This window comes from Comamonas sp. MYb21, assembly GCF_037479395.1.
In the GTDB taxonomy this organism is placed as follows: domain Bacteria; phylum Pseudomonadota; class Gammaproteobacteria; order Burkholderiales; family Burkholderiaceae_C; genus Comamonas.
In genome coordinates, this window is sequence record NZ_JBBGZC010000022.1 from 13,219 (window position 1) to 27,248 (window position 14,030).

Here is a 14,030-nt window from a genome sequence, read left to right on the forward strand (position 1 = left end):
CTCCCGATGCCAACCCTCTCCGCCGACGACCAGCGCCTGCTTGCGCGCCGCCAAAGTGCGCTGGGCCCCTCTTACCGCCTGTTCTACGATGAGCCGCTGCACCCGGTGCGCGGCGAAGGCGTCTGGCTGTTCGATGCCGATGGCCGACGCTATCTGGACGCCTACAACAATGTGCCGGTGGTGGGGCATGCCAACGCAGCGGTGAACGCGGCACTCATCGCGCAAAGCCAGCTGCTCAACACGCACACCCGCTACCTGCATGACAACGTGGTGCAACTAGCGGAGCGGCTGCGCGCGCTTTTCCCGGCAGCGCTGGACACCAGCGTGTTCACCTGCACCGGCAGCGAGGCCAATGACCTGGCCTTGCGCGTGGCGCAAGAATTTACCGGCCGCCGGGGCCTGATCATCACCCGCCATGCCTACCATGGTGTGACCATGGCACTGGCCCAATGCTCGCCCTCGCTGTGCCCGCCAGCAGACCATGTCGAAGTCATTGATCCGCCCGCGTTCCCGGGCGTGGATGCCCAGGCCGCTGCAGCGGCCTTCGCCCAGCGGGTCGATGAGGCCGCCGCCGCGCTGGAGGCGCGTGGCACGCCGGTCAGCGCCCTGCTGCTCGACACCGTGTTTGCCAGCGATGGCGTGCATATTGATGCCGCGCCTATTTTGCAAGCCGCCGCCCAGGCGGTGCGCAGGCGTGGGGGCCTGTTCATTGCCGACGAGGTACAAGGCGGTTTCTGCCGTACCGGCCGCTGGTGGGCCTTTGGCCGCGAATCCGTGGTGCCCGATATGGTCACCATGGGCAAACCCATGGGCAATGGCCACCCGATTGCGGCGCTGGTGCTCAAGACGCCGCTGATGGAGGTGTTTGGCAAGCGCTGCCGCTACTTCAACACCTTTGGCGGCAACACGGTATCGGCGGCAGTGGCCCTGGCGGTGCTTGATGAGCTGGAGCGCATCGATGCCCCCGCCCATGTGCGCCGCGTGGGCGGCCATCTGCAGCAGGCGCTGCAGTCGCTGGCAGCGCAGCACAGCGCCATCACCCAGATCCGGGGCGAAGGCCTGTACTGGGGCGTGCAGCTCGAGAGCGGCAGCCTGGCCAGCACCGTCGTCAACCACCTGCGCCAGGCCGGCGTGCTGATCAGCACCAGTGGCCCATTGGGCGATACGCTCAAGATCCGCCCGCCCTTGCCCTTTGAGACCGAACACGCCGATCTGCTAGCCGGCGCGCTCGATGAGGCCTTGCGGGCCCGGGTCTGAGGGTGCTGCCCATGCCCAGCGCAAGCACACCTGCCTCATCGCAGCCGGTGGCCCTGGTCAGCGGCGCCGGGCGCGGCCTGGGCCTGGCCATTGCGCAAGAGCTGCTGGCCCATGGCTGGCGCGTCAGCATAGGCACACGCCAACCAGTGCCGCAGCTGGCGGACCATGCGCCTGCGCAGCTGCAGCGCAGCCACTTTGATGCGCTCGACGCGGGCAGCGAAACCCGCTGGATCGCCGAGGCCGCCGCGTATTTTGGGCGCATCGATGCCATCGTCCACAACGCTGGGGTGCTGAGCACGGACAGCGTTTTGACGGCGAGCGATGCGGAGTTTGACCGGTTGATGGCCATCAATGTGAAATCACCGATGCGGCTGACGCGCCAGGTCTGGCCCTATTTGCAGCAGTCGCCCAATGGCAAGGTCGTCGTGATGGCGTCGCTTGCCGGCAAGCGGGTGCGGGCGCCCGAGGGCTCGCTCTACGCCATCAGCAAGCATGCGGCCCTGGCCTTGGCCCATGGCATACGCCACTGCGGCGGGGCCGACCGCATCCGCTGCACCGCCATCTGCCCGGGTTTTGTCGACACCGACATGGCCGATGGCGTGCAGCCTGCGCTGCGCGCCCAGATCAGCCAACCGGCCGACATTGCCACCCTGGTGCGCACGGTGCTGGAGCTGCCTGCCAGCGCCAGCGTGGCCGAGATCGCGGTGAACTGGCAGGTGGAGTCGCAGTACTAGCTTTGCCTCAGCGGGCCGTCCAGCTGCGCTACACTCAGCCGCTGCGGAACTTTCTGCACCCTGCCCAGTCTGAATCCACCATGCGTGCCTGTCTGTCCCTGTTGCTGATGCTGATGCTGGCCCTGCGCGGCCTCATGGGCGACGCCATGGCGATGGGGCTGGTGGCGCCGGTCATTCCGGCGGCCATCGCGGTGCACCACGCCAGCAGCATGGCGGACCATGCCGACATGGACACAGACCATGTGATGGCATCCAGCAGCCACGGCGGCAGCGGCAGCCAAGTCAGCGACCACAGCCAGCACGACCCGGCCCAGCATGGCGGCAGCTGCTCGGCCTGCGGCATCTGCCACTCCGCTGTGGATCTGTTCAACGGCGCGGGTTTTGCAGCCCTCGCCGCCCCCTCGCTGGCGCGCGCCAGCGGCAGCGCGCCCTTTGCCAGCGCCCTGCTCGCCCAAGCCTCCAAACCACCCATTTCCTGATCGCTGACACCCGAGGTGCGTCCGCATGGCAGCTGCCGTGCAGGCGACTTTTGACCAAGCTTTCAGGAGACTCCCATGCGCACTGTGCATGTCTTGCGCTGCCTTGCCGGCGCGGGCGGCCTGGCTGTTACCAGCTGGCTATCTGCCCAAACGGCGGCCCCGGCCGCCACCGACCCCAACGCGCCCACATCGGTGCTCCAGCACCGGCCCCTGGCCAAGAGCGGCAGCATTGTCGACGAGCCCGGCGACTGGCGCCAGGCCAATGCAGCGGTGGCTGCTTTTGGCCGTGGCCATGCCGACGTCATCGCCTGGGAAAAGGCCCAGGCGGGCCCCGGCAGCACCCAGGCCATGCCGGCCAGCCGGGTGGATGCCCACAGCCGTGAAGCGCATGGCGACCACAGCGCGCAGGGCCAGCCCCACGTGCAGGGAGGCCAGCAATGAAGCGCCTGAGCCTTCGCCTCTCGTCCCTCGCCAGCGCACTGCTGCTGGCCGGCTGCGCCAGCGTCTCGCCCGATGGGCTGCGCAGCGACGTGGCAAAACAACTGGAGGGCCGCCTGCCCGCCCAGGCCCAGCTGCCCGCAGCCGATGCACCCAGCCAGCAGTCGGCACAGACGCACATCGATGCCTGGCTGCAGCAGCCGCTGGATGCCGATACCGCCGTGCGCATTGCGCTGTTGAACAACCCGGGCCTGCAGCTCCAGCTGGCACAGCTGGGCATTGCCGATGCCCAGCGGGTGCAGGCCATCACCCTGCCCAACCCGAGCCTGACCTTGGGCTGGTTTCGCAACGGCCATGAGCGCGAGATCGAGCGCAAGCTGGGCTTTGGCCTGGTCGATCTGCTCACCCTGCCCTGGCGCAGCCGCTGGCAGGGCTGGCAGATGGAGCAGGCCACATTGGAGGCGGCGCAGCAAACCTTGCTGCTGGCCGCAGACACGCGCCGCGCCTGGTTGAATGCCGTCGCCGCCGAGCAGGCGCTGGCCGCCCACACCCGCATGCATGATGCTGCTGCGCTGGGCGGCGAGCTGGCCCGGCGCATGGCGGCCGTGGGCAACTTCAGCAAGCTCGACCAGGCGCGTGAGCTGGCCCAGCAGCAGCAAGCGGCCGCGCAGCTGCTGCGGGCCGAGCTGGCAGCGCAACAGGCGCGCGCGCAATTGGCCCAGCGCATGGGCCTGTGGGGCCCGCAGCTCGATTTTGTGCTGCCCCAGGCCCTGCCGCCGCTGCCCAAAACCGCCAGCGATTTGCGCAGCGGTGACGATGCCGAGGCCACCGCGCTGCGCGAACGCCTGGACCTGGGCGCACTGCGCCGCAACCTGGATGTAAGCACCGATCGCCAAGGCTGGGCCGCCTTGGGGGCCGTGTTTGGCGACATCGGCGCCACCTACAGCCGCGATACCAGCACCGAACGCGAGAGCGGCCACCAGGACCGCACGCGGGGCTGGGAGCTGGATGTGCCCTTGCCGCTGTTCGACTGGGGATCTGCCGCCAGCGCCATGGCGCGCCACCAGGTGCAAGCCAATGCGGCGCAGCTGCGCGAGAGCGCCATCCGTGCGCGCAGCGAGGCCCGCAGCAGCTGGCGCAGCTACCGCGCCGCCTGGGACCTGGCCCACCAGCAGCAAAGCGAAGTGCTGCCCTTGGCGCAGCTCGTGCAGCAAGAGACCATCTACCGCTACAACGGCATGTTGCTCAGCATCTGGCAGCTGCTGGCCCAGGCCCGCAGTACCACCCAGGCGGTGCTCACGGCCACCGAGGCGCAGCGCGACTTCTGGCTCGCCGAGACGGATCTGCAACTGGCGCTGAGCGGCACATCACCGCAACCCGCAGCCGCCAGCGTGCGCGCAGCCAGCAACAGCGCAGCGCCTGCCGCCCCCGCAACCCAACCACAGGGCCACTGATATGCAACGCCGTCAATTCTTCTCTGGCGCCGCCTCGGCCGTGGCCGCTGCCGCCGTCAGCCCGGTGGCCATGGCCGCCCTGCCCGAGCCCGTCATCCAGACCAGCGCCGATACCGCTGCGCCACTGGCGCCACCCAATGGCCGGCCCTACCAGCCGGTGGTCACCCTCAACGGCTGGACCCTGCCCTGGCGCATGAACGCTGGCGTCAAGGAGTTCCACCTGGTGGCCGAGGCCGTGGTGCGCGAGGTGGCACCGGGCTTTTTTGTCAACATGTGGGGCTACAACGGCCAGTCGCCCGGCCCCACCATCGAGGTGGTTGAAGGCGACCGGGTGCGCATCTTTGTCACCAACCGCCTGCCCGAAGCCACAACGGTGCACTGGCATGGCCAGCGCCTGCCCAATGGCATGGATGGCGTGGGAGGCCTCAACCAGCCCCATATCCCGCCGGGCAAGACCTTTGTCTACGAGTTCGAGGCGCGCCGCCCTGGCACCTTCATGTACCACCCACATTCGGACGAGATGGTGCAGATGGCCATGGGCATGATGGGCCTGTGGATCACCCACCCCAAGGGCCGCCACCCGCAGATCGCCGAGGTGGCGCGCGACTACGCCTTTCTGCTCAGCGCCTATGCAGTGGAGCCCGGCGCGATGACGCCCCGTGTGGCCGAGATGACGGACTTCAACATCTGGACCTTCAACAGCCGGGCCTTCCCCGCGATCACGCCGCTGGTCGCAGGCCTGGGCGAGCGGGTGCGCATCCGCGTGGGCAACCTCACCATGACCAACCACCCCATCCATATCCATGGCCATGAGTTTGAGGTGACTGGCACCGACGGCGGCCCGGTGCCGCGCAGCGCGCGCTGGCCCGAGGTGACCACCGATGTGGCCGTCGGCCAGATGCGCCAGATCGAGCTGATCGCCGACGAACCGGGCGACTGGGCCTTTCACTGCCACAAAAGCCACCACACCATGGGCGCCATGGGCCACGATGTGCCAACGATGATTGGCGTGGACCACAAAGGCCTGGTCGGCCAGATCCAGAAGATCGTGCCCGACTACATGCTGATGGGCGAGCGCGGCATGGGCGACATGGGCGCCATGCAGATGCCGCTGCCCGACAACACCTTCCCGATGATGACCGGCAAGGGCCCCTTCGGCAATATCGAGATGGGTGGCATGTTCACCACCTTCAAGGTGCGCCGGGGCCTGGCTGCGCAGGACTACCGCGACCCCGGCTGGTATGCCCAGCCCGCAGGCACCGTGGCCTACGAGTGGCAGGGCGCGCCGCTGGATGCGCAAGCGCCCCGCCAGAGCCTGCCCGGCACGGCGCCCGGCGCGCCCAGCGTCCACAAGCCCGCCGCTGGCAGCGGCCATGCCAACCATTGAACCCCGGAGTGATCCCATGAACACCATCCCAAAAATACTGGCCTGTGCGCTGCTGGCCAGCGCCAGCAGCGCCTTTGCCCATGGCAGCGAAAGCCATGCAGCCGCCCCAGCAACCGCCCATGCCACCCTGGCGGCCACCAAGGAACAAAAGGACTGGGGCATCGGCGGCGATCCCCGGCAGGCCACGCGCATCATCGCGCTGAACATGGGCGATGACATGCGCTTCTCACCCGCGCACTTCACGGTGAAAAAGGGCGAAACCCTGCGCCTGCGCGTCGTCAACCAGGGCCAGGTCATGCACGAGGTGGTGCTGGGCACCAAGGCCTCGCTTGCGCAACACGCGCAGATGATGCTCAAGTACCCCGGCATGGAGCATGCCGAGCCCTACATGGCCCATGTGGCGCCGCAAAAAAGCGAGGACCTGGTCTGGCACTTCAACCGCGCCGGCAATTTTGACTTTGCCTGCCTGATCCCCGGCCACTACCAGGCCGGGATGACGGGCACGTTTACCGTCACCGATTGACCCATACCAAGGACACCCCATGCAGCACCTCCACACCCACGACGGCACCCGCCGCCGCAGCTTGCAAATGCTGGCCGCTGGCCTGAGCACCGGTATGACCGCCGTATGGTCCGCGCTCGCGGCCAGCCCAGCCCTGACACCCATAGAGGTATGGAAAGACCCGAACTGCGGCTGCTGCAAGGACTGGATCACCTTGATGGAAAAAGCCGGTTTTAGCGCCACCGTGCATGACAGCGGCAACCAGGCAGTGCGCGCCAGGCTGGGGCTACCCCAGCACCTGGGTTCCTGCCACACCGCCGTGGTAGGCGGCTACCTGGTGGAAGGCCATGTGCCGCCCGCCGATGTACGCAAGCTGCTGCAGCAAAAGCCCAAGGCCCTGGGCATTGTCGTGGCCGGCATGCCGGTGGGCAGCCCCGGCATGGACGGACCCGCCTACGGCGGCCGCAAAGACCCGTTTGATGTGCTGCTGGTCAGCAAAACCGGAGCGGGCAGCGAGGTGACAACCCGCGTTTTCAGCAGCTACCGCGACTGAGCACACCACTATTTTTTTATAGACATTTGGAGCACTGAATGAACACCACCACTTCTACCCTCGCCGCCTTCACCCTGGCTTGCAGCCTGCTGACCCCAGCGCTGGCCCAGAACCATGCCGACCACGCCAGCCATGGCAGCGCAGCACCGGCCACCGCGCCCGCGGCGGCCGCCACGCCCGGCGCGGTGATGACTGCCGGCGAGATCACCCGCGTGGACAAGCGCGCGAGCAAGCTGACCATTCGCCATGAGGACATCAAGAACCTGGACATGCCGGCCATGACCATGGTGTTTGGCCTCAAGGACAGCACGCAGGTGGCGCAGTTCAACCCGGGCGACAAGGTACGCTTTCATGTGCAGAACGAAGGCGGCAGCCTGACGATCACCCGCATTGAGCGGGCCGAATGATCGCAGCTGGCACTATCCGGCCCCGTCTGGCCCTATCTGACCCTATGGCACCCCAGATCCAGCCAGATCTGGGGCTGGCCTGCGCTGCCAGCACCTACACTGTGCAGCCATGCAAAGCCTCCAAGCCTTCCAAGCGCAGCTGCACAGCGGCGCGCTGCGCGGCGCCCGCCAGATCAAGCTGTCGGCGGGTCTGTCCGAGTTTCCACGCGAACTTTTTGCGCTCGCAGACACCCTCGAAGTGCTCGACCTCAGCGGCAACCAGCTCGCCAGCCTGCCCGATGACCTGAGCCGCTTTGGCCAGTTGCGGGTGCTGTTCGCATCGAACAACCCGTTCACCGAGCTGCCACGCGTGCTAGGCCGCATGCCCCGGCTGGAGATGGTGGGCTTCAAGGCCTGCCAGATCCGCACCGTGGCGGCCGATAGCCTGCCCGCGCAGCTGCGCTGGCTGATCCTGACCGACAACCAGATCACCGAGCTGCCCGATACCCTGGGCGAGCGCCCGCGCCTGCAAAAGCTGATGCTGGCCTGCAACCAGTTGCAGGCTTTGCCGCGCGGCCTCGCCCGCAGCCCCCGGCTGGAGCTGCTGCGCCTGGCCGGCAACCGCTTTACCGCGCTGCCGCCCGAGGTGCTGGCCATGCCGGCGCTGGCCTGGCTGGCGATGGCCGGCAACCCGATGACCCAGCACAGCGAGCAGCAGGTGCTGCAGGCCCAGGCCCCACGCGCCTGGCGCAGCCAGGATCTGCAGCGGCATGAACTGCTGGGGCAAGGCGCCAGCGGCCATATCTACCGCGCAAGCCCTGTGGATGGTGCGGCCGATGTGGCGCTGAAAGTGTTCAAGGCGGGGCAGACGAGCGATGGCACGCCCCAGTCAGAAATGGCCGCAGGCCTGGCAGCTGGCGAGCACCCGCATTTGCTGACACCGCTGGCGGTGCTGCAGCCGGATGCGGAGGCTGGGATGGACACCTCCATGTTGGCAATGGTCCTGCCACTGCTGCCCCCCGGCCTGCAGCCCTTGGCCGGCCCGCCCAGCCTGGCGAGCTGCACGCGCGATGTCTATGCCGACGGCGCCCGCTTCTCTCTTGCTGCCGCGCAACGCCTGCTCGCGCAGGTGCGCAGCGCCGTCGCGCATCTGCATGGCCGGGGCATGCTGCATGGGGATTTGTATGCCCACAATATTTTGTGGAACCCGGACACTGGCGACGCGGTGCTGAGCGATTTGGGCGCAGCATCGATGCTGGGCGAATTGCCAGCGGCGCAGCGCCTGCAGCTGCAGGAGATGGAGCTGCGCGCACTGCAGCACCTGGAAGCCGAGGTGCTGGCGCGCACGCGGTAAATACGCCGGGCCTGCCCGGCGCAACGCCTTACTTCAGGAAAGCAGGCTTGGCGTAGCCGGGAAACTGGCTGTCCACCACGGCCTTGAACTCGGGCGAGCGGTAGGCGGCAGCCAGGTCCTGGGCCCAAGCGCTTTTCTCATTGCCGGTCTTGACGGCGACCACGTTCAGGTACTGGTCGGGCGTGTTCTCCAGCACCACGGCTTCGCTCAGCTTCAGGCCCGAGGAGACGGCAAAGTTGCCATTGACGACCACGTAATCGGCGTCTTCGAGCACGCGTGGCAGCTGGGCAGCTTCGAGCGCCACAAACTTGAGCTTGTGCGGGTTGGCCGCCAGGTCCAGCTCGGAGATACGGGCCGGGTTCACACCCTCCTTCACCTTGACGAGACCTGCTTGTTGCAGCACCAGCAGGGCGCGTGCCAGGTTGCTCGGGTCGTTGGGCAAGGCCACCTTGGCGCCGCTTTGGATATCGGCCAGGGTCTTGTGCTTTTTGCTGTAGACGCCCATCGGTGCCACCGGGCCTTGCACGATGGCTGTCAACGCCAGCTTGCGGTCGGTCGTGAACTGGTCAAAGTAGGCGCGGTGCTGGAAGAAGTTCGCGTCCAGCGAGCCGTCGGACAGCGCCAGGTTGGGCTGCACATAGTCGTTGAACTCGATCAGCTTGATCTGGTAGCCCTTTTTCTCCAGCTGCGGCAGGATGCCCTTTTGCAGCAGGTCGTAGTTGGAGCCGGCAGTGGCGCCAATCTTGAGGCTCTTCTTGGCCACATCCTGGGCCATGGCAGGCAGGGACACAGCGGCAATCAAAGCCAGGGCAGCGCCAGCCACCACGGCACGGCGCCCAGCAGCGAAGGAAAAACGAGCGGACATCAAAAAACTCTCCAGGCAATCCGAAAACGCAGCAACCAGATCCGAGCCTTTCCAAGCCCTGTGTGGACGGCGCCGCAGCAAACCCGCAAGTATGAACCTGCCAGCGGCCCTTCGCTCAGAAATTATCGATATCAGCTCATGCCATTGGGATCTATAAGCGCACAGCAAAAAGCCGCCCCATGGCCCACAGGACGGCTTGTGGTGTGTGTAGCGGCTTGGCTTGCACGAGCCGCAGCTCGGAACGGTCAAGCTCAGGGACGGCACCAGACCTGGATCACGCCCTGCATCATGTGCGCCAGCGAGTCGGCTGCGGCTGCGCTGGAGACCGGCCAGATGGTGAGGATAAAGGCCACCAGGACGGCGAGGACCAGGGCGATAAAAGAGGCTGCGTCAAACCAATGGCTGTGGTGGTGCTGAAACATGGTGAACCTCCTTTCCACGGAGACTGGTGTTACTTGAACCTGTGCCTCTGCCACCCCAACGCGGGATGGGAACTGTGGAATGTCTCTATTGCACCATGGGGCATTCCCGCTGTCTGTCAGAAAACGTCTGTGCTTATACCGTTGTTTGTTGAACAAACTGCCCCGGAATCCGCCGGATAACCCCACAGCCAGCTTGGCACTTTTTGGGAATCGATCTGCGCACCTGAAGGCGATCATCCACAAGCCCTTTATTCATCGCATTTATTGCTATCCTTTTTGATAGTGGCTCGGGGCTTATCGGCAGGCGGGGTGGCTGTGAGAGCCTGCATGTTGCCGCAGTGTTAAGCGAACTTGCAGACATCTTTACGTCAACGTCTGGCAACTACCCGCAAAGCAGTGGCCAAAACAAGGTGGCTATCGCTGGCTTCAGCCTTGGCCCCGCCCTGCCCCTGGCCGGCGCTTGGTGCGACAATACGCCCCAGCCCTGCAAGCTGGCCGCAAGCCGCGTCTGTATGGGCTTTGCCAGCCATGAGCGGTTGGCTCGCCCGCTTGTCGCCCAGCCATCACCGCCACCGGATATGGGGTACCAAACCTGCCACTCCGCTGGAGCCATGGTCGCGACATGCAACTTGTATTTTTTGGAACCAGACGGCACCGCATGCGTCGTTGCCTTTAGCAGCTGACATGACCCTCCCTTCGGCCCAGCCCCTATCCACTGCAGACATCCGCCTGAGCGATGTGCACCTTAACCGAGGTGCGCATACGGTGTTTCAGGGTCTGAGCCTGCACTTGACGCAGCAGCGCATCGGCTTGATTGGCGACAACGGGGCAGGCAAGACGAGCCTGTTCAGGCTGCTCTGCGGGCTCGAGCATGCCCACCAGGGCAGCGTGCAGGTGGCAGGCTGCGATGTGCAGCGCCAGCGCGAGCAATTGCCGGGCGTGGTGGGCCTGATGTTCCAGAACCCCGATGACCAGATCATCTTCCCCACCGTGGAGGAAGAGCTGGGTCTGAGCCTGCAATACCGTGGCGTGGCCCGCAAGGCCGCCATTGTGCAGGCCCGGGAGTTTTTGGCGGCGCGGGGCCTGGCCGACTGGGCGCCGCGCGCCGTCAGTGGCCTGAGCCAAGGCCAGCGCCAGCAGGTCTGCTTTTTGGCGATGCTGATGGCCGCCCCGCAGGTGATGCTGCTGGACGAGCCTTTTGCCAGCCTGGATCTGCCCGGCCAGGCACGCCTGGCGCGTGAGCTCGATGCCGCTCCCGCCCAGGTCATCATCTCCACCCATGTGCTGGACCATGTGCGCCAGTTTGAGCGCGTGCTGTGGCTGGACCAGGGCCAGCTGCGCGGCGACGGCCCCGGCGCTGCCGTCTGCGCGGCCTATGAGGCCGATGTAAAAGCGCGCATTGCCCAGCCACTGGATACGGCAGCCGCCGCCACCACGCCAGGGGCGCCGTGATGGGTACGCTCTACAGCGAAATCCCCAGCTGGATGCACCGGCTGCCCGCCGGGCTCAAGCTCTTGCTGCTGGCCCTGAGCAGCATGGCCTTGCTGGCGCTCAGCGATCTGCGTATACAGGCGCTGGCCTTTGCTGCGATTGCCTTGCTTTACGCGAGCCTCGGCGCGGCCTCGCGCCCCACGCGCCGGCTGGTGGTGGTGGCCCTGATTGCGTCGGCGCTGGTGGGTGGCCTGCATACAGCGACCGGCCAGCCCTGGCTGGGCCTGGCCAGCGGCCTGCGCCTGGTCAGCACGACGATGCTGGGCGCGATGCTGACGGCGACCACCCGGTTTGGCGATCTGCTGGGCGTGGCCGAATGGCTGCTGTCGCCGCTCGCGCGCCTGGGCCTGCCAGTCGAGCGCCTGGCTTTGCAGCTAGGCCTGATGCTGCGCTTTGCCGAGCAGTTTTTTGTGCAATGGCAGCGCCTGGCCGATGCCTACCGGGTGCGCACCGGCCGCCCGGGCGGCTGGCGCTTGCTGGCACCGCTCACCATCCATATGCTCATCACCGCCCGCAAGGTGGCCGATGCGCTGGCCATTCGCCTCAAGCTCTAAGCCGCCAGGCGCCCCTCACCACCACCCGACACCACTGGAAACCACGGACATGCACATGACCACCGATCACCGCACCGAAACCCGCGCCCAGCGCATTGCCATGGTGGCGCTGTTTGCCGCGCTGCTGGCCGCCTTTGGCCTGATTCCCAAGATTGACCTGCCACTGGGCGTGCCCATTACCGCGCAGACCACCGGCGTGATGCTGGCCGGCTGCATGCTGGGCGCGCGCATGGGCTTTCAGGCCATGGTGCTGTTCCTGGCCGCGGTGGCGCTGGGCCTGCCGCTGCTGTCGGGCGGCCGGGGCGGCATGGGTGTGTTCTTTTTGCCGTCCGCAGGCTACCTTGTCTCGTACCCCGTCGCCGCTGCGGTGGCGGGCCTGGTGATGCGCGCCTTGGCGGGCAAGGGCAACTCGTCGCCCGCGCGGCTGGCGGGTTGCGCCTTTGTGGCCTCGGTGGTGGGCGGCATTGTCGTGGTCCACGCCTTTGGGGTGGTCGGTCTGATGCTGCTGGCCAAGCTGAGCTTGGTGCAGGCCGCCGTCGGCACGCTGGTGTTTGTGCCCGGTGACCTGGTCAAGTGTGTGCTGGTGGCGCTGATTGTGCACACGGTGGCACGCGGCCTGCCCGACTGGCGCTTTGGTGGACGCCGCTTGTGAGCGGCTTGCCCCACGTGCCCCCTGGCCTGGCCCCCTGGCAGCGCCTGGTGCATGGCCCGCTGGCCCATTGGGCGCAGCAGCGGCCCGATGCCATCGCCATCGATGACGGCCAGCAACGCATCCGCTTTGCCGATCTGCATGCCGCTGTAGCGCAGCAAGCCCAGGCCTTGGAGGCCCGGAATGCACCGCACACGCGCCTGCTCGATGCCAGCCAGTCGCCGGCGGCGCTGATCAGCGATTTTTTGGCCACCAATGCGAGCGGCCGCTGCGCCGCGCTGGGCGACAGGGCCTGGTCGCCCGCCCAGCAAGCGCAGGCGCAGCAATGGGTAGACGCGCTGGCCGCCACGCCCCGCAACCACCAGGCTGATGCCGCATTACAGCCCTTCTACATTGGCTTTACCTCGGGCAGCACCGGGCTGCCCAAGGGCTTTCGGCGCCACCACCAGTCCTGGAGCGAGAGCTTTCGCGTGTGCGTCGATAGCTTTGGCGAGGCCGCCAACGGCTGCGTGATGGCGCCTGGCAGCCTGTCGCATTCGCTGTTTTTGTTTGGCGCGCTGCAAGGCATCTGGACGGGCGGCGGTATGCAGCTGCAGCCACGTTTTTCTGCGAGCCAGTGTCTGGCGACCTTGCGAGAGCAGGCCACGCCTTGCCTCGTGGCGGTGCCCAGCCAGCTGCTTGTGATGCTGCAGCTGGCCGAGCGCCGTGCGATCGCGCCGGTAGAGTCGCTCCAGCTGCTGATGATCAGCGGCGCGCGCTGGATGCGCCAGCACACACCGGCGCTGCAGGCGCTGTTCCCCCGTGCGCGGATTGTCGAGTTCTATGGCGCCTCGGAATCGAGCTTTATCGCCTGGATGGATGCCGATGCCGAGGCCTCGCCGCAGGTGGTGGGCCGGGCCTTCAGCAATGTGCAGCTGCAGATCCGCGATGCAGAGATACAGCCGCTGCCCAGCGGCAACGTGGGCACCATCTGGCTCAAGAGCCCCATGCTGTTTATCGACTATGTGGGTGCACAGGCCGATGCGACGGCTGCCCTGCGCGATGGCGACTGGCTCAGCGTGCGCGACATGGGCAGCCTCGATGCGCAAGGCCTGCTGACCCTGGTGGGGCGCGAGAAGCGCATGATCGTCACCCAGGGCAAAAACCTGTTCCCCGAAGAGGTGGAAGCGGTGCTCTGCGAGCACCCGCGCGTGGCCGCTGCATCGGTGCATGGCGTCGACGATGCGCTGCGCGGCAAGCAGGTCTGGGTGGCGCTGCAATTGCATGACGATGCTCCCACATCGCCTGCGCAGCCGCCATTGCAACCGCTGGCCGATGCCGCGCTGGCCCGCGAGCTGGCCGCCTGGTGCCGCAGCCAGCTCGAAGCCCACAAATGCCCACGCCGCTGGTTCAGCGCCACGCCCTGGCCGCAGACGGCCAGTGGCAAGACGGACCACCCCAAGCTTGCACAATGGCTGGCAGCTGCACTGCCCAGCGCCGACAAAACAGCTTGATCGCGCAACGCC

16 protein-coding genes are annotated in these 14,030 nt (G+C 66.8%); 14 read left to right on the forward strand and 2 right to left on the reverse strand.

Annotated features, from left to right (window positions below; translation table 11 throughout):
- Nucleotides 1-6 precede the first annotated feature (6 nt).
- The 10 genes from WH367_RS23850 to WH367_RS23895 all read left to right on the forward strand — a co-directional run bounded on the left by WH367_RS23850 (nt 7) and on the right by WH367_RS23895 (nt 8,544).
- On the forward strand, nt 7-1,257 hold the full coding sequence (locus WH367_RS23850) for an aspartate aminotransferase family protein (RefSeq protein ID WP_339537944.1): 1,251 nt from the start codon (nt 7-9) through the stop codon (nt 1,255-1,257).
- An 11-nt stretch (nt 1,258-1,268) separates the two neighbouring features.
- Nucleotides 1,269-1,991, forward strand: a complete 723-nt coding sequence (locus WH367_RS23855) for an SDR family NAD(P)-dependent oxidoreductase (protein WP_339537945.1) — start codon at nt 1,269-1,271, stop codon at nt 1,989-1,991.
- An 80-nt stretch (nt 1,992-2,071) separates the two neighbouring features.
- Nucleotides 2,072-2,470, forward strand: coding sequence for a hypothetical protein (locus tag WH367_RS23860; protein WP_339537946.1), 399 nt, complete (start codon nt 2,072-2,074; stop codon nt 2,468-2,470).
- Nucleotides 2,471-2,545: 75 nt separating this feature from the next.
- Nucleotides 2,546-2,911, forward strand: a complete 366-nt coding sequence (locus WH367_RS23865; protein WP_339537947.1) for a hypothetical protein — start codon at nt 2,546-2,548, stop codon at nt 2,909-2,911.
- On the forward strand, nt 2,908-4,362 hold the full coding sequence (locus WH367_RS23870) for a TolC family protein (protein WP_339537948.1): 1,455 nt from the start codon (nt 2,908-2,910) through the stop codon (nt 4,360-4,362). Before WH367_RS23865 ends, WH367_RS23870 begins: the two co-directional genes overlap by 4 nt.
- A 1-nt stretch (nt 4,363) precedes the next feature.
- Entirely contained in the window at nt 4,364-5,749 is a 1,386-nt protein-coding gene (locus WH367_RS23875) for a multicopper oxidase family protein (RefSeq protein WP_312988983.1), read from the forward strand.
- 16 nt (nt 5,750-5,765) lie between these two features.
- A complete protein-coding gene (locus WH367_RS23880; RefSeq protein ID WP_339537949.1) occupies nt 5,766-6,272 on the forward strand; it encodes a cupredoxin domain-containing protein in 507 nt (168 codons plus the stop codon).
- A gap of 94 nt (nt 6,273-6,366) precedes the next feature.
- On the forward strand, nt 6,367-6,804 hold the full coding sequence (locus WH367_RS23885) for a DUF411 domain-containing protein (protein WP_445228154.1): 438 nt from the start codon (nt 6,367-6,369) through the stop codon (nt 6,802-6,804).
- A gap of 38 nt (nt 6,805-6,842) precedes the next feature.
- Nucleotides 6,843-7,211, forward strand: a complete 369-nt coding sequence (locus tag WH367_RS23890; RefSeq protein WP_339537950.1) for a copper-binding protein — start codon at nt 6,843-6,845, stop codon at nt 7,209-7,211.
- Between the two features lie 109 nt (nt 7,212-7,320).
- On the forward strand, nt 7,321-8,544 hold the full coding sequence (locus tag WH367_RS23895; RefSeq protein WP_339537951.1) for a leucine-rich repeat-containing protein kinase family protein: 1,224 nt from the start codon (nt 7,321-7,323) through the stop codon (nt 8,542-8,544).
- 28 nt (nt 8,545-8,572) lie between these two features.
- Here WH367_RS23895 and WH367_RS23900 read toward each other — a convergent pair whose 3' ends face one another.
- Together WH367_RS23900 and WH367_RS23905 are read right to left on the reverse strand one after the other, a co-directional pair.
- Nucleotides 8,573-9,409 carry a MetQ/NlpA family ABC transporter substrate-binding protein gene (locus tag WH367_RS23900; protein ID WP_027010817.1) on the reverse strand — a complete coding sequence of 279 codons (837 nt, stop codon included), beginning with the start codon at nt 9,407-9,409 and terminating at the stop codon, nt 8,573-8,575.
- A 251-nt stretch (nt 9,410-9,660) separates the two neighbouring features.
- Nucleotides 9,661-9,831, reverse strand: coding sequence for a hypothetical protein (locus tag WH367_RS23905; RefSeq protein WP_021026548.1), 171 nt, complete (start codon nt 9,829-9,831; stop codon nt 9,661-9,663).
- A 684-nt stretch (nt 9,832-10,515) separates the two neighbouring features.
- Between WH367_RS23905 and WH367_RS23910 the strand changes: the two genes are divergently transcribed.
- From WH367_RS23910 to WH367_RS23925, 4 genes are read left to right on the forward strand one after another with little or no spacing between them, the layout of a single operon-like run.
- Nucleotides 10,516-11,283, forward strand: coding sequence for an energy-coupling factor ABC transporter ATP-binding protein (locus WH367_RS23910; protein ID WP_339537952.1), 768 nt, complete (start codon nt 10,516-10,518; stop codon nt 11,281-11,283).
- Nucleotides 11,283-11,876 (forward strand): energy-coupling factor transporter transmembrane component T, encoded by a 594-nt coding sequence (locus WH367_RS23915; RefSeq protein ID WP_339537953.1) that lies wholly within the window; start codon nt 11,283-11,285, stop codon nt 11,874-11,876. Before WH367_RS23910 ends, WH367_RS23915 begins: the two co-directional genes overlap by 1 nt.
- Before the next feature lie 55 nt (nt 11,877-11,931).
- Nucleotides 11,932-12,528 (forward strand): biotin transporter BioY, encoded by a 597-nt coding sequence (locus tag WH367_RS23920; RefSeq protein ID WP_027010818.1) that lies wholly within the window; start codon nt 11,932-11,934, stop codon nt 12,526-12,528.
- The gene (locus WH367_RS23925; RefSeq protein ID WP_339537954.1) at nt 12,525-14,018 is read left to right on the forward strand and encodes an AMP-binding protein; all 1,494 of its coding nucleotides are present in this window, start codon (nt 12,525-12,527) and stop codon (nt 14,016-14,018) included. The genes WH367_RS23920 and WH367_RS23925 overlap by 4 nt, the downstream gene beginning before the upstream one ends.
- Nucleotides 14,019-14,030: the final 12 nt, after the last annotated feature.